Origin of the sequence: Nocardia sp. JCM 34519.1, from assembly GCF_020361265.1 — a bacterium.
Classification (GTDB): Bacteria; Actinomycetota; Actinomycetes; order Mycobacteriales; family Mycobacteriaceae; genus Nocardia; species Nocardia arthritidis_A.
On the sequence record NZ_JAIRBR010000001.1, the window covers coordinates 337,875 to 352,868 of the forward strand.

Here is a 14,994-nt window from a genome sequence, read left to right on the forward strand (position 1 = left end):
TCGCCAGTTATGACCTCCTGACAGCGAGAACGCTATGCCATCCCCAGCCATGGGAACGGCGGCGACCGTTGCCACCGGCGAGGCCGGAAATCAGGCGAGATCGCGGCACATACAGCCGGCGAGACAGTGGCGCAACTGATCGTCGTAACCTATCGGCGCATTCATCGGCCATCTGCTGTCGCGGCCCGACTCCGGTTGCGCGACGTCGTCGACGATCTGCACGAATTGTGCGATCGCGAGCCGATTCGCTTGTCCCGGATAGGGATACAGCAACAGGGAAGTCGGTGAATAGCCACCGCGGTAGTTCAGCGTGCGGACCGTGATCCCCGCGGCTTCTCCGGTGCGCAATCGCGCCGTCGACCCCATCAGCCTGGCTCGGTCGTCCGGATGGAAGACGTCGACGGGGCGGAACAGATAGTCCCATCGGATCCACGGCGCCGGATCGGTGAGCCAGTGCGAGATGCTGGTGTGTTCGGGCCGGACGACCGCGAGGTAGGTGCCCGCGCGGCGATGGGCCTCGCGCAGGCCGACCTGCTCGAGCGTCGGCGAATCCGACGGGACGTCGCCCGACGTGACGTCCTCCACGACGGACCAGACCTCGCGAGCCCTGCCGTCGGTGCGGGCGCGGGAGGTTATTCGCCAGCGGGCCGGCCGTCGCGAGCCGAGCAGAAGGGAGATCTCGACTTGCAGTTTGGCGCCGGGTTGCGGGTCGTAGAGCAGGTCCAGCACCTCGGCGTGCCGGTCGAAGGCGAATGCCCAGCGAAAGGCCTCCGCGATGGACATGCGCGGCACGTATTCCTCGTCCGTCATCTCGGCCACCCGGGTTATGGCCTTCGGCAATTGAAGGGTCTGAGTTTCGAGGTCCCATACCGTGCCCACCGCGGGCCGCAGCGCCGGGAGCGGCGCGCCGCGCGGCCCGAGCCACAGCCGCACCGCGGGTACGAACTCGCCCGGTCCGCGCACCGGCCGGATCCGCAATTCGTATGGCCCGGAGCGGGTTTCGATGGCGATGTCGACATTGCTCGCGCTGTCGCACGCCGCCCGCACCGCCTGAGTAATGCCCGCCGTTGTCATCGAGTCGTAGACCGCGGGCATTTTCGCCAACTGTCGTTGCAGTACGCGCTGGATGTCGGCGAAGTCCCGTGGGGCCGCGCCGACCGACGCGACGGACATCGTTCCGGGCGTCAACGTTTCCACCGTTATCCACGGCAGCACCGCGCTATCCGACACCTCAGATCGCATATGCCTCCACCAACCGTTCCTACATCGGCCCAGCTCGAGCCGCTTATGCCAAAGTATAATGTACCGTTATATAGCGGTACATTCAAGGTTACATCGGGAGGCCGGCTCCGATTCGGCAGGCCGCGAACCCGAGCGCCGCGGTCACGAAATACGCACCGCCGGAATTTGTTTCGCCGTCGACAGGTCAGCCGCCCGCGCCCGCGGGCTCGAGCGGCCGTCCGAGCACGATGTGCCGTCGCGGTGCGGCCATGGAGGCTTCGCCGCGCACCGGACGGACACCCGTGTGAATGATTCGCAGCGGCCGTTTGCGGTCCGCGGGCGCGACGCGGTGCCGGTCCAGATCCTCGACCACCCGACCCGCGTTGTCGTAGGCGATGCCAGCCCAGATCATCGCCCTCGGCGCGTCACCGCGGGCGATCAACGACTGCGCCAGGCGGCCGCACTGTCCCAGCAGCGGGCAGGCCTGGCAGCTGAGCACGGCCTCTCGCCAGGATTCCGGGTTGCCGACGTCGAGGTCCCAGTTGTCCGGCGTGTCCGCGCACGTCGGACGCACGGTGGATCGGGTTCGAGTTGTCGGAAGTTGCTCTGGCGCAACGCTGTTGCCGATCGGCCTATGGGTTGGGGTGAAGCTCATAACCGGTCTCCGGAGGATGCCGAGGGCACGCACGTGTCCACTGGTCTGGCGTCGTCAGGGCTGCTCAACAGTCCCCGGAAAACCCGGCGCTGAACGCCGGGCACTCGCACGGTATCCCGGCAAGCGCCCGGTCAGCAACCGAGCATGCCGCTATCCAACGGCACGCTACATTAGGATACTATCCACCGGTCCGTTATATGGCGGCTCATATCAGCACGGCTACCGGCCGATTCGCTCACAAGAAGCGCAGTGATGACGCCTTGCCGCCGAGCAGGGCCTCGGTGTGCTCGGCGATATTGAGTCCCTCGCTCAATGTCGCCCCGGCCGCGAGCCGCGCGATGAGCTTCGCCTCCGCCTCTTTGGTGGCCGCGGCGGAATCCAACAGGGATTCAACACATTTCGGATCGACGACGATAATACCCTCGTCGTCGGCCATGATCAGTTCGCCGGGTGCGACCGGCACTCCCCCGCAGGTTATCGAGATCTGTAGTTCGCCGAGGTCGGATGTGGTGCCCGCCATCGGTGTGACGAACCGGCTGTAGACCGGCAGTTCGCATCCGCGCACATACGCGATATCCCGGTACCCACCGTCGACGATGATCCCGCCGAGCCCGCGCGCCAGCGCACCTCGGGCGAAAAGTTCTCCGGCGTAGGCGATCTCGATACCGCCGCCGTCGACGACGAGCACATCGCCCGGCGCGGCCGCCTCGACGGCCCGCAGCACCCCGAAGAAGTCGCCCCGGCATCGGACGGTGAATGCGGGGCCGAGTATCCGCGAATTGGCCGAGCGCCCACGAATCCCGCTGTCCAGCACCCTGATCGACTTGTCCGCATCGCAGATCGAGGTCGTATCAACGGATTCGAACTTGGCGAGTAGCCGATTGTCGAGCACGGGACTCCTTCACGGTTTGGTCGCGACGACGATGTCGAACGGCCCCGGCAGCACCTCGATATTCCGGAACCCGAGTTCACCGAGCACCCGCACATAGTAGGTGACCTCACGCAGCAGACTGGAGCAGCTGTCGACGCCGAGTAGGAAATAGGACCAGAAGAACTGTCGCGCAAGGCGTTCGGCATCGCGGAACTCCTCGCAGATCAACAGGCGCCCGCCCGGCCCCAACGCCCGGTGCGCCTGCACCAGCAGCTCACGGGCCTGCTGAGGTTCCCAATCGTGCAGTACCCGAACGAAGGACAGCGCGTCGTATCCGGTCGGCAGTGGTTCGGCGAAGAAATCGCCGCCGACGAATCCGAGACGGTCACCGCAGGCCGATTCGGTGCGGGTCCGGTCGACCAGCGGCGCGACGGCGGGCAGGTTGTAGACATCTATACAGAGCCCGGGGGTGTCCCGCAGCAGATGCGCGGCCAAAGTGCCGTCCCCGCCGCCGATATCGAGCAGTCGCGTTTCGCCCGACCCCCAGAGCGCGTCCGCATGGATCCGGAAGGCCTCGGCGATAGGTCCGATCCCGGCCGCCATACTGCGCTCGAACCCCGCCACCTGCTCATCGGTATTCGGCGGCCAGCTGAACGCCTCCGACGGCATGCTGTGCTCGCCCCGGAGCACTTCGGGAAGTCTTCCGTGCAATGTCCGCCAGGGGTAACCGTCCCGGTCCTGCTCCAGCGACCCCGGCCCGAGGACATCCCGTACCGCGTCGCGCGCACCATCGATCGCGTGATAGCTGGTGTCGCGCAACGTATCCGACGAGTCGCGGCGGACGAACCCGATGCATTCGAGACAGTCCATCACTTTGTACAGCCGCATCGGCACGAGCCCGAACCGGTCCGCGAGTTCGCCCAGGGTGACCGGCCCGGCGTCCACCGCGTCGAGGATGCCCAGTTCCCATGCCGCCCGCAGCACGTCGATCGCCTTGTCGCCGTTGAACAACAGGCTCAGTAGTGCCCTCGGTGAGAGGCTCACGCGTGGGATTCCTTCCACTCCGCGACGAGCGCGTCCATGAAGGCATCCACCTCGTCGAGAGTGTTGTAGATATGCGGCGCGACCCGTAATCCCTCGCGCCAGCTGCATACCATCCCGCGTGCGGAAAGTCGTTGCTGCGCTTCGTGATCGCCCGGAAAACTCAGGCTGACCACCCCGCCACGCCGCTGCGTCGCTCGCGGTGTGAGCACCCGGATCCCGGCCTCGTCGGCCCGCGCCAACACCCGTTCGGTACACCGCAGCGAATGCTCGCGAATCGTCCGCACCCCCACCTCGGCGAGCAGATCGAGCCCGACCCGAGACAGCATGGCGGTCAACGGAATCGGCGTACCACCGGCCAGCCGCCTGGCATCGGCCGCCCAGTCCCGAGCCGGACGGAACGACAGCGGATCCGCGCCCGCGAACCACCCGGTCGCCGCGGGACGCAGTGTCGGCAACAGCTCCTCGCGCGCATACATAAACGCGGTGTGCGCCCCGCACAGCCATTTGTGCGCCCCGCCGAGCACGAAATCCGCACGGAGCGTACGCAGATCGATCGGCACCACCCCGACGGTCTGGAATGCGTCGACGATCACCAACGCACCCATCTCGTGTGCGCGGGCGACGATCCGCTCCAGATCGAGCAGGCCGCCGGTGAGGTAGCTGCCGTGCGCGACGCAGACCAGCAGGGTCCGCTCATCGATCGCCGATACCACTGCGTCCGTGTCGAATTCGACCGTCACCGGCTGGGCGCCATATTTCCCGAACCCCTGCCACAGAAACGGCACCGTTGGGAATTCCTGGTCGGTGATGACCACTTTCGCGCGCTCGGCAGCGAAATCGAAGCAGGTGGCGAGCCGGCCGAGCAGCGTGGTCAGATTCGTATCGATCACCACGGTTTCCGGTGTGGCGCCGAGGAATTCGGCGAGGGCACGGACGTAGTCGTCGAATTCGCCGAGCCAGCCGTACCAGGCGTCGTCGCGCCAGGTGCGCAGCGTCTCCCAGTAGCGCCGCAGTACCGCCTCGGCGCCGCGCGGTATCGCTCCGGTCGAATTGCTGTTGAGGTAGACGCAGGTCTCCAGCACGGGGAATTCCGCGCGCAGCGCATGGTTCATATGGCCGCGGACCTCCTGGTCTCGCCCGGCGCGTAACCGCCGTCGCGGCGCCAGCCCGCCGTCAGCTCGTCCCTGGCCTGCCAGAGGGCGCGGAACAGCGGTTTGGTCATCCGTCCCGTGAGCACCCTGGTCGGCACGCCGTCCAATGCGTGCACACCGTGACCGATGCCGATTGTCCTGCGCACCAACATGAAATGCGCGACCAGCCACAGCTGGAAGCGTTCGTCGAAGTCGATCAGCTGTTCGCAGACGCGTTTGATGCCGGGCGGCGCATCCGCCCCGTATACGTCCGCGATCCGGATGCCGCCGCGGTCGAGCAGCCGGTCCAGCGCCGCGGCGACGTACTCCGCCGCGGTGTGCACACCGTTGTAGCCGGGTGACTGTTGACCGCTGCCGTCGCCTAGGTTGCGCCGGATGACCTGATAGGTGTCGGGCGTCATGGATTCGAGCACCTGCAGTTCGCGCATCAGGCAGTCGGCGATCCGCACCACCCGGTCCAGCCGGGCGGACACCGCCCACAGCGCGTCTGTATCCAATTCGCCGACGACGCTCGCGAGTTCATGGGACAGCAGTTTGAGCCAGACCTCCTGGGCCTGGTGGACGATCTGGAACATCAGCTCGTCGGGATCGGTGAGCTCGTCGACCTCCGTCTGCAGCGAAAGGAGTTCGGCGGTGCGTAGATAGATTTCGTAGTCGGTGGTGCCGTCACCGACCCATGTCTTCAGGACCGGGTTGAATACCGGCTTGGCCAGCGCCTCGCGCAGCTGCTCCGCGGCGGTCCCTCCCCCCATCGCGCTCAATGCCTACCTCCTAGACCGAAAAAGCAAGTGCCACAATGGCAGATCCTAGTGCGCCGAGCCGCGATCCGGTTCGGTCAACGGATCGAAATCGGACCGCCGGGTAGAAACGCACCCCGGTGACCGGTGCGGCGGCCCAGGTCGCAGCGCCGATCCGGATGCGCACGCCGGGTCGCCAGATCCATCTGTCCACTGTCGGTAGACGGCTGGTTGTCGAGGATGGTTCAGCGTTCGGGTGCCGGCTGGATTCGATCAGGCTTGTGGGCCGTCTTGCCCGGGCGACGGCGACGCTCAATAACACCGTGGGACATACATTTTCGTGAGCCGAACAAATCGCGATCCCCTACCGGGTAATTCGGTCGCTGCTTTACCCCGCCGGAAATCGGGGTCGATATTCCGGAGCGGAAATCGAGCCGGAGTTTGTGCAGTCTCCGGAGCGCGGTCCGCGCCGGTCAGCGAATACTGTTGGGACGCTATCGGTTTGGTTCGCCCACCGGCCTCGTCGTCAAGTCGTGCGCGATCGGGTCCGCAAGGCGTACCGCTGGCGCGATACCGCGACGGGGCAGCGCCTGCCGATCATCGAGTCACAGCCCACTTTCCGCAGGCCACAAGGCATAGGAGTCACTGACCGAAAAAGAAAAGACCCGGAACCTGATGTTCCGGGTCTTTCCCTAGTAGCGGGGACAGGATTTGAACCTGCGACCTCTGGGTTATGAGCCCAGCGAGCTACCGAGCTGCTCCACCCCGCGTCGGTGAACACAACATTACACACGGGTGTGAAGCAGATGCAAATCGCCTGATCAGCCACCCATTCAACCGGCTCTACCGAACGCCGCGCGACACGCCGACGACCATTGGACCGGACATCACGCAACCCAATTGGGGATATCGGCGGCTTGACAAATTCCAAGATTCCTGCCGCATAACGCCGGAATTACTCGGCCCAACCCCCGAGATTTCCCCATGTCGATCTAGGTCAAGCTTCTCAAACGTGACCTGGATCACTATTTCACAGTGATCTCGGTCACATAACGGTACTATAACAGACCAGTCGGAATCCATTACTAAAGCTTAATTAACCTGCAAAAAGGCTAATATCCGTCCGATTCACTTCACACAATTCACCCGTTATCAAGATGTGATCGACGGTGATTTGTTCGTTACCGTCTGATCCACGGCCCGGAACAACCGGGAAGGGCCGAACTCGAACCGGCGAACACCGGCAACCCTGTCCCACGGTTCGAGTAACCCCGACGACCTGGGGACAGGGACCCGGTAACGCACCACCACCGGGCCGGCGGGCGCAGGGAGGGAAACGACATGTCTCACCACCGAAAGTTCAGCACCCGCGCCATCGGCTACATCGCAGTCGCAGGCGCCTTCGTTGCCGTACCGTTCGGTCTGTCCACCGGAACCGCCGCGGCCGCCGCCCACAACTGGGACGGCGTCGCGCAGTGCGAGAGCGGTGGCAACTGGGGAATCAGCACCGGCAATGGCTACTACGGCGGCCTGCAGTTCACGCAGAGCACCTGGAATGCCAACGGCGGCAGCGGTAACCCCGCCCACGCGAGCAAGGAGGAGCAGATCCGCGTCGCGGAGAACGTGCTCAACACCCAGGGCGCCGGCGCATGGCCGGTCTGCGGCCAGTACCTGAGGTCCGGCCAATCCTCCGGCGTCGCCGCCGAGGAACCCGCTCCCGCGCCCGCCCCCGCGCCGGCTCCCGCCCCTGCCCCGGCGCCCGCGCCCGGCAGCAAGCAGGCCCTGATCGAGCAGGCCAAGTCGACCGCCGCGCAGCTGGCCAAGCAGAACGGCCTGGAATCCCAGTACAACCAGATCCTGGACCAGAACAAGGATCTGATCGATCAGCTCAGCCGCTGAGGCTCGAGACATAACAGAAGCGGCGCTGCCATCACCGAGGATGGCAGCGCCGCTTCGTATTTCGACCGGTTTACCGTCCGGCCGCCTCGTAGGCCTTGATCGCCTGATCCAGGCGGGTCAATGCCGCACCCAACTTGCCGAGATCACCGCTGGTCTGCGCGTCGTGCACATTCGCGAGCGCCGAATCCAGTTCCCGCACAGCGGCATCCTTCGCACTCGGCGGCTGACCGCCCGCGGGCGGTGGCGGCGGCGGACTCTGGCTGGTGGGCGGTGGCGTGCCGCCCTGATCGGGCGGCGGCGGATTCTGGCCGGGCGTCACGTCGCCACCGGGAGCCGTTGCGGCACTGCCTGTTCCGGGGAAGATTCGGTCCAGCGCCGCGGCCAACGTCGGCTCGTAACCCACTTTGTTCACGCCGGTGGCCGGATCGCGGTAGCTCACCAGCACCCGCGCCAACTGCGGGAAGGTCGCGGTATTCGGCGCGCTGTTGCGTTCGGTGTACAGCGGCTCCACATAGAGGATGCCGCCGTCGGCGATCGGCAGGGTCAACAGGTTGCCGTAGCGAATCTTGTTGGAGCCCTGCAAGAGCGTCTTGTCGCGCGAGACCTCGTCGTTGATGGTCATGGTGTTCTGCGTCTGCTGCGGACCCTGCGTCTGGGTATCGGTCGGCAGCTGCAGCACGGTGAACTTGCCGTAGTTGTCCGGATCCGAATGAACCGAGATGTAGGCCGACAGATACTGCCGGTTGAAGCCGACCATGGCGCTGGTGAGGTTGAACGTCGGCTTACCCGACTTCAGATCGCCCGCAAGCACGTAGTACGGCGGCTGTTTGAAGGTGCCGCCCTCCATCGTCGGATCGCTCGGCACCGACCAGAAGGCGTTGTTGGTGAAGAACTCGACCGGATTGTTCACGTGGTACTTGGTGAGCATCTCGCGCTGCACCTTGAACAGATCCTCCGGGTAGCGGAAGTGCGCCCGCAGCTCCGGCGAGATATCGCTCATCGGCTTGACCGCGCCGGGGAACACCCCGCGCCACGCCTTCAGCACCGGATCGGTCGGATCCGTCTCGTAGAGGGTCACCGTGCCGTCGTACGCGTCGACGGTGGCCTTCACCGAATTGCGGATGTAGCTCACCTGTTTGCGCGGCACCAGCCGGCCCGTCTTCTGATCGACGCTGTCCTCGACCAAGCCCTGCAGCGAGGTGGATTGCGCGTACGGGTAGTTGTCGAGGGTGGTGTACGCGTCGACGATCCAGACGATGCGCTTGTTGACGACAGCCGGGTAGGCGGCACCATCGGTGGTCAGCCACGGCGCCACCTTCTGCACGCGATCGCGCGGGTTGCGGTTGAAGATGATCTTCGAATCGTTGCCGATCGCGCTGGAGAACAGGATGTTTCGCTCGGCGTACTTGGCCGCGAAGGCCAACCTGTTGAACCAGTTGCCGATCGAGACGCCGCCCTTGCCGTCGTAGGTGAACGACGCGTTGTCGGTGTCGTATTCGCGCGGCTGCTGACCGTTGACCGCGCCGACGATCGCGTAATCGGCGTTGGAATTGGCGATCAGCGGGCCGTAGTAGACGCGCGGCTGATCCACCTTGATGGCCTGGGTGACCTTCGGATCCGCCATCGTCGCCAGATCGCTGATGTAGGTCACCGAGCCGTCGGCGAATACCGGATAGCCGCTGTCGCCGGTGGACGATGCGGCCGTCGCGTCCTTGGCGGCCGCCTTGTTGATCCGGTTGGCGGGCGCGGCGACGAAACCGTTGCCGTGGGTGTAGACGGTGTGCCGGTTGATCCAGTCGGTCTGGTTGTCCTTGAGGCTCTGCGGTTCCAGTTCGCGCGCGGCGACGATGAAGTCCTGCAGCTGACCGTTGATGGTGTAGCGGTCGATGTCGAGCGGGTTCGGGAAACCGTAGAAGTTCTTCAGCTGCTGCAGCTGAGTGAACGTGGGCGACAAGATATTCGGGTCGAGCAGCCGGATGTTGGCGATGGTGGTCTTGTCCGCCGCGACATCGCGCGGATTCTTGGTGCCGTCACCCTTGTAGTTCTGGTATTCGATCTTGTCCGGGGTGATCCCGTACGCACTGCGGGTGGCGTCGATATTGCGATGGATGTATTCGCTCTCCTTGGTCGAGGCGTTCGGGCGCACCGAGAACTGCTCGACCACCAGCGGCCACACCGCGCCCACCAGCACCGACGACAGAATAAGCAGCGCGGCCGCCATCGCGGGCACCCGCAGATCGCGCAGCACGATGCCGGTGAAGAAGGCGATCGCGCAGATCACCGCGATGGACAGCAGGATCAGCTTGGCGGGCAACACCGCGTTGATATCGGTGTACGACGCACCGGTGAAGGTCGGCTCCTTACGGCTGCTGGACAGCAGCTCGTAGCGGTCGAACCAGTAGGCGATCGCCTTGAGCAGCACGAAGGTTCCGGCCAGCGAGGCGAGCTGCATCCGGGCCGGTTTGGTGAGCGTGCCCTCCCGGCCGGACAGGCGCAGACCGCCGAAGACGTAGTGGCTCACCAGATTCGCGAAGAACGCGATGACGACGGTGACGAACAGCCAGTTCAGCACCATCCGGTAGAACGGCAGATCGAAGGCGTAGAAACCGATGTCCAGATGGAACTGCGGATCGTTCTGCCCGAAGGAGCCGCCGTGCAGGAACAGCTGCACCGTCACCCAATTCGACTGGGCCACCAGGCCGGACAGCAGACCGAGCAGCACCGGGATACCGATGCCGAACAGCCGCAGCCGGCTCATCACGGTGGTGCGATAGCGCGCGATCGGATCGTTCGGGCCGTTCATCGGAACGAATACCGGGCGGCTGCGGTAGGCCAGCAGCAGCGCGAGCCACACCACCACCGCGACGAATGCCGCTACCGCGAGGAATAACAGCACCCGCGTCCAGAGCACGGTCAAATACACTCCGCGGAAACCGACCTCGCCGAACCACAACCAGTTCGTATAGGTATCGGTGAGCCGCGGCCCGAGCAGCAGCAGCGCCGCCAGGACGATGGCCGCCACCAGCAGCACACGGCTGCGTCGGGACAGCGAAGGTAAGCCGGTGGGGGGCCGCATGCCCACGATTCCACTCTCCCAAGGGTCCGGCGGCGCGCACGGCCGTACCGGCCGACGCGCCGCAGTCCGATGTTTGCGGTGGTCCTTACGGACCGTCTGCGGCCCACTCTACGGCGTGTGTCTGATTTGCTCCGTCGGCCTTCGCCGACGGCGATACTCTGCGACGGCTCCGCACGCGTTTGATTGGATGTGCAGCGTGACCGCAGACCTGCACGCCGAACTCGTCCTCGCCCGCTGCGTCCGCGAGGTGGCCGAATTCGTCGACGCCGAGGGTTGGGACCGTCCGCCGCAGATGTTCGCCCTGGTGCCGACCGCCGACCTGGTCGCGGCCGAACCCGGGTTGCTGGATCAGCTGGAGGACGGCAGCGAGCTGACTCCCATTGCCCAAGAGGCGTTCCCGGACGACATCACCGGCGGATCCATGGCCCTCGACGAATTCCTGGCCACCACCAGCTGGCCGCCCGCGGTGCGCGGCTGCATGCTGGTGCAGGAGATAGTCGTGCTGCCGCCGACCGCCGAGAGCACCCTCGACGACGCGCTGACCCCGCTGCTCGCCGATCACGACGCGGCCGACGCCGCCGCGCGCGCCGCGGCCGACGCCCATCCGGAGCGCAGGCAGGCCCGGCTGTTCGCGGCGGTGTTGCGGGAGGGCGCGTCGCTGTGCCTGCTACAGCTACGCCCCGAGGACGAGGACGATTTCGGCGGCGACCTCGACCTGCGCACCTACCCGAATCTGGCCCCGAACCTCATCGAGGCGCTGCACCACACCCTGGAGTGAGGCCGCTCACCCGCAGCTGGGCACATCCTTGCCCGCCTTGATGTCGTCTAGGGATTGCACTGCGCCGCTGAGGTTTTCGACCTTCACCAGGCGCAGCCCGTCGGGCGTGCGCTGCTTGGCCTCGTTGCAGTTGGCGGCGGGCACCAGGAAGGTCTGCGCGCCCGCCTCGCGCGCGGCGATCATCTTGTATTGAATGCCGCCGATCGGCCCGACCTTGCCGTCCTGATCGATGGTTCCGGTGCCCGCGACGAATTTGCCGCCGTCCAGCTCGCCGGGGGTGAGCTTGTCGATCAGCGCGAGGCTGAACATCAGACCCGCGGACGGCCCGCCGATATCGGCGAGGTTGAACGTCACCTGCATCGGCTGCCGCGCGCCCTCACCGGTGGTGATGCCCATATATCCCTTGGCGCTCGCGCCGGGCCGGGCGCCGAGCGTGACGGTCACCGTCTGTTCGGCGTTGTCGCGCAACACGACCACGGTGATCTTGCTGCCGGGCGGCTGCGCCGACACCGCGTCCACCACATCCTTGGGCGTGTTGACCGGCGCGCCGTTCACGCTGACGAACTGATCGCCCGCCCGCAGCGCATCCTTCGCCGGACCGTCCTCGCTGACGGCGCGCACCAGCACCGCGGTGGGCAGGTGCAGGTAGCGCATCACCGCGACCTCGGCGTTGCTCTCCGAATCGGAGAAGTCCTGCTGATTGGATTTGTCGATTTCCTCACGCGACTTGTCGGGCGGGTACACCTCGGCGCGCGGCACCAGTCCGTGATCGCCGCTGAGCCAGAACCCGAACGCCTCGAAGATATTCAGTCCGTCGCGCACCGAGACCGTTGTCATATTGAGGTGGCCGTCGGTCGGGTCGACGGGTACGCCGCGCACGTCGACCACCTGCTTGTCGTTCACCACGCCGAGGGTGTTCACGGTGGGTCCCGGCCCCAGTGCGACGAACGGCACAGTGACCAGACTCCCTGCGACACCGAGCACGACGACCGGGAGCAGAGCGGCGAGCAGGGTGAGGATCCGACGATTCACCCGGACCACAGTAGTGATCGCCGCTGGGAACAGCGGGCTCAGGCACGGATTTCGCGGCAGAGATTTCGCTCTGCGCGGACACCGCCGGATGACCGGCCGCCGCACAGAATCGTGTAAGTCCCGCCGCGTAACGTTAGGCATATGACTGACTTCCCGTTCGGATTCTCGAATCGCGATGACGACGAACGCAGGCGCGAAGAGGACGCGGCGCGCAAGCGCGGCGAAGATCCGGGCGCGAACAACCCGTTCGGCTTCGGGATCGGCGGACCGGGCACCGGGGGCTTCGACCCGGCCCAGCTGGGCCAGATGCTCACCTCGCTCGGTCAGATGCTCAGCGGTATGGGGCAGCCGGGCGCGCAGTCCGGGCCGGTGAACTACGACGTGGCCAAGCGGTTGGCCCGCCAGCAGCTGGGCGCGAGCGTGAGCCCGGTGTCCTCGGGTACCGCGAAGGCCGTCGCCGACGCCGCGCATCTGGCCGAGCTGTGGCTCGACGGCGCGACGACGCTGCCCGCCGGCGCGACCAGGACGGTGGCGTGGACCGCCAACGACTGGATCGAGGAGACGCTGGACACCTGGAAGCGGCTGTGTGATCCGGTGGCCGAACAGATTTCGGGTATGTGGTCCGCGTCGCTGCCGGAGGAGGCCAGGGAGTTCGCCGGGCCGATGATGGGCATGCTCGGCCAGATGGGTGGCCTCGCATTCGGTTCGCAGCTCGGGCAGGCACTCGGCCAGCTGGCCAAGGAGGTGCTCACCTCCACCGATATCGGCCTGCCGCTGGGCCCGAGCGGCACGGCCGCGCTGCTGCCCGCGGCGATTTCGGAGTTCAGCGCGGGTCTGGAGCAGCCGGAGAGCGAGATCCTGGTGTTCCTGGCCGCCCGCGAGGCCGCGCATCAGCGGCTCTTCGGGCACGTGCCGTGGCTGCGTCAGCAGGTGCTCGGCGCGGTGGAGGATTACGCGCGCGGTATCAAGATGGACTTCTCGGCGCTGGAGCAGGCGGCGCAGAACATCGATCCGATGTCGCTGACCGATCCGGCCAAGTTGGAGGAGATCCTGGCGCAGGGCACCTTCGAACCGCAGACCACCCCGGAGCAGAAGGCGGCGCTGGAGCGGCTGGAGACGCTGCTCGCCCTGATCGAGGGCTGGGTGGAGGTCGTGGTAACCGAGGCGATCGGCGATCGGTTGCCCGGTGCGGGCGCACTGGCCGAGACACTGCGCAGGCGGCGGGCCACCGGCGGCCCGGCCGAGCAGACCTTCGCGACCCTGGTCGGTCTGGAGCTGCGGCCGCGCAAGCTGCGCGAGGCGGCGGCGCTGTGGCGGCGGCTCACCACCGATGCCGGGATCGACGCCCGCGACGGGGTGTGGGCACATCCGGATCTGCTGCCCCATTCGACCGATCTGGACTCCCCCGCCGGCTTCATCGATTCGGTGATCGGCGGCGGCGCAACGGCTTTCGACGATCCGCTGGCCCAGCTCGCGGAGACCGAGGCGCGGGAGCGGGCCGAGCGCGGCGGCGATCAGGAGGACGGCCCGAAGGACACGGACGCGTCCTGACAGCTGTCCTGTGAATACCGCGAATTCCTGTGGACAACTCCGGTATTCACGGTAAAGGCGCTGGTCCGGGCCGCACATACTCGGGGCATGACGATTCGCCCGTTCGGTCCGATGCTGCATCCCGCGGTGCTCGTGCTGATCCGTCCCGGTGGGGTGATCCAGCTCGGCGTCGATCCGGAAGGTGCGCTGCTGCTGACGCCCACCGAGGACCGGCCCGATGCCGTGCACGCCCTGCGGCTGTTGGACGGTCTGCACACCAAACCGCAGATCATCTGGCGGGCCGGGGAATTCGGCATCGAGCCGGGCCGGGCGGTGGCGCTGCTCGCGGAGATCGATGCGGCGGGCCTGCTGGTCCGCCCGGAACATCCGGCCGCACGGATCCGGGCCGTGCGGGTGCACGGGCTCGGTCCGCTGGCCGACGCCATCTGCGCCGGTCTGCGCAGGCACGGCCTGCGTCCCAGCCGGTCGCGCGGCTACGGCCCGGAATCGACGGTCGCCGGTTGGCGCTGTGATCTCGCGGTGCTCACCGACGCCATGGTCCCGGATCCGCGCCTGGTGAACGACCTACTGCTGCACCGGATTCCACATCTACAGGTGCGGATCCGCGGCTACCGCGGCGTGGTCGGGCCGCTGGTGCTGCCCGGCGCGACCAGCTGCCTGCGCTGCGCCGACCTCATCCGCGCCGAATTGGATTCGGACTGGCCGCATCTGGCCGCCCAACTGCTGGACCGGGTCGGCCACGCCACACCCGCCGGTATCGCGGCCACCTCGGCGCTGGCGCTGCGCGAGTTGGAGGCGATCATGCGATGTTCGGCCGACCGGCAGCCCGACACCCTGGACACCACGCTGGAATTGGATCTGGAATCGCATCTCATGCGGGTGCGGCGCTGGCCGCGCATCGACACCTGCGAATGTCACAACCTCGCGTTCGGCCGGTCATGGGCGTGATTTATCCGGTCCGGCAACCGAACACGCCAAG

Annotated in this window: 12 protein-coding genes and 1 tRNA gene; 4 read left to right on the forward strand and 9 right to left on the reverse strand. The window is 66.4% G+C overall.

Annotated elements, in window-relative coordinates; genetic code table 11:
- Positions 1-90: 90 nt before the first annotated feature.
- The 7 genes from LGY53_RS01620 to LGY53_RS01650 form a co-directional block, all read right to left on the reverse strand.
- Positions 91-1,242, reverse strand: coding sequence for a GAF domain-containing protein (locus LGY53_RS01620; RefSeq protein ID WP_225724848.1), 1,152 nt, complete (start codon positions 1,240-1,242; stop codon positions 91-93).
- A gap of 184 nt (positions 1,243-1,426) precedes the next feature.
- Positions 1,427-1,795, reverse strand: a complete 369-nt coding sequence (locus LGY53_RS01625) for a hypothetical protein (RefSeq protein WP_225724849.1) — start codon at positions 1,793-1,795, stop codon at positions 1,427-1,429.
- A 316-nt stretch (positions 1,796-2,111) separates the two neighbouring features.
- Positions 2,112-2,768, reverse strand: coding sequence for an RraA family protein (locus LGY53_RS01630; RefSeq protein ID WP_225724850.1), 657 nt, complete (start codon positions 2,766-2,768; stop codon positions 2,112-2,114).
- A gap of 9 nt (positions 2,769-2,777) precedes the next feature.
- A complete protein-coding gene (locus LGY53_RS01635) occupies positions 2,778-3,791 on the reverse strand; it encodes a methyltransferase (protein ID WP_225724851.1) in 1,014 nt (337 codons plus the stop codon).
- Positions 3,788-4,903, reverse strand: a complete 1,116-nt coding sequence (locus LGY53_RS01640) for an aminotransferase class V-fold PLP-dependent enzyme (RefSeq protein ID WP_225724852.1) — start codon at positions 4,901-4,903, stop codon at positions 3,788-3,790. Before LGY53_RS01640 ends, LGY53_RS01635 begins: the two co-directional genes overlap by 4 nt.
- Positions 4,900-5,694, reverse strand: a complete 795-nt coding sequence (locus LGY53_RS01645; RefSeq protein ID WP_225724853.1) for a tryptophan 2,3-dioxygenase family protein — start codon at positions 5,692-5,694, stop codon at positions 4,900-4,902. Before LGY53_RS01645 ends, LGY53_RS01640 begins: the two co-directional genes overlap by 4 nt.
- 681 nt (positions 5,695-6,375) lie before the next feature.
- A tRNA-Met gene (locus LGY53_RS01650) sits at positions 6,376-6,449 on the reverse strand.
- 571 nt (positions 6,450-7,020) lie between these two features.
- Here LGY53_RS01650 and LGY53_RS01655 point away from each other — a divergent pair.
- The gene (locus LGY53_RS01655; protein WP_225724854.1) at positions 7,021-7,578 is read left to right on the forward strand and encodes a transglycosylase family protein; all 558 of its coding nucleotides are present in this window, start codon (positions 7,021-7,023) and stop codon (positions 7,576-7,578) included.
- Between the two features lie 70 nt (positions 7,579-7,648).
- Here the strand turns inward: LGY53_RS01655 and LGY53_RS01660 are convergent, their stop codons facing one another.
- Positions 7,649-10,660: a UPF0182 family protein gene (locus LGY53_RS01660; protein WP_225724855.1), complete on the reverse strand. Its 3,012-nt coding sequence runs from the start codon at positions 10,658-10,660 to the stop codon at positions 7,649-7,651.
- A 181-nt stretch (positions 10,661-10,841) separates the two neighbouring features.
- Between LGY53_RS01660 and LGY53_RS01665 the strand changes: the two genes are divergently transcribed.
- Entirely contained in the window at positions 10,842-11,432 is a 591-nt protein-coding gene (locus LGY53_RS01665) for a PPA1309 family protein (protein ID WP_167477422.1), read from the forward strand.
- A gap of 6 nt (positions 11,433-11,438) precedes the next feature.
- On the opposite strand, the gene LGY53_RS01670 is transcribed toward LGY53_RS01665, so the two are convergent.
- Positions 11,439-12,464 (reverse strand): PDZ domain-containing protein, encoded by a 1,026-nt coding sequence (locus tag LGY53_RS01670; RefSeq protein ID WP_225724856.1) that lies wholly within the window; start codon positions 12,462-12,464, stop codon positions 11,439-11,441.
- Between the two features lie 141 nt (positions 12,465-12,605).
- Between LGY53_RS01670 and LGY53_RS01675 the strand changes: the two genes are divergently transcribed.
- Together LGY53_RS01675 and LGY53_RS01680 are read left to right on the forward strand one after the other, a co-directional pair.
- Positions 12,606-14,015 (forward strand): zinc-dependent metalloprotease, encoded by a 1,410-nt coding sequence (locus tag LGY53_RS01675; protein WP_225724857.1) that lies wholly within the window; start codon positions 12,606-12,608, stop codon positions 14,013-14,015.
- Positions 14,016-14,102: 87 nt separating this feature from the next.
- Entirely contained in the window at positions 14,103-14,963 is an 861-nt protein-coding gene (locus tag LGY53_RS01680; protein ID WP_225724858.1) for a hypothetical protein, read from the forward strand.
- Positions 14,964-14,994: the final 31 nt, after the last annotated feature.

What these genes read in the sequence shown, in the direction of transcription:
- LGY53_RS01680 (WP_225724858.1), top strand. Translation starts at nt 14,103, where the DNA reads ATGACGATTCGCCCGTTCGGTCCGATGCTGCATCCCGCGGTGCTCGTG.
- LGY53_RS01675 (WP_225724857.1), top strand. Translation starts at nt 12,606, where the DNA reads ATGACTGACTTCCCGTTCGGATTCTCGAATCGCGATGACGACGAACGC.
- LGY53_RS01640 (WP_225724852.1), bottom strand. Translation starts at nt 4,903, where the DNA reads ATGAACCATGCGCTGCGCGCGGAATTCCCCGTGCTGGAGACCTGCGTC.
- LGY53_RS01645 (WP_225724853.1), bottom strand. Translation starts at nt 5,694, where the DNA reads ATGGGGGGAGGGACCGCCGCGGAGCAGCTGCGCGAGGCGCTGGCCAAG.
- LGY53_RS01655 (WP_225724854.1), top strand. Translation starts at nt 7,021, where the DNA reads ATGTCTCACCACCGAAAGTTCAGCACCCGCGCCATCGGCTACATCGCA.
- LGY53_RS01620 (WP_225724848.1), bottom strand. Translation starts at nt 1,242, where the DNA reads ATGCGATCTGAGGTGTCGGATAGCGCGGTGCTGCCGTGGATAACGGTG.
- LGY53_RS01665 (WP_167477422.1), top strand. Translation starts at nt 10,842, where the DNA reads ATGTGCAGCGTGACCGCAGACCTGCACGCCGAACTCGTCCTCGCCCGC.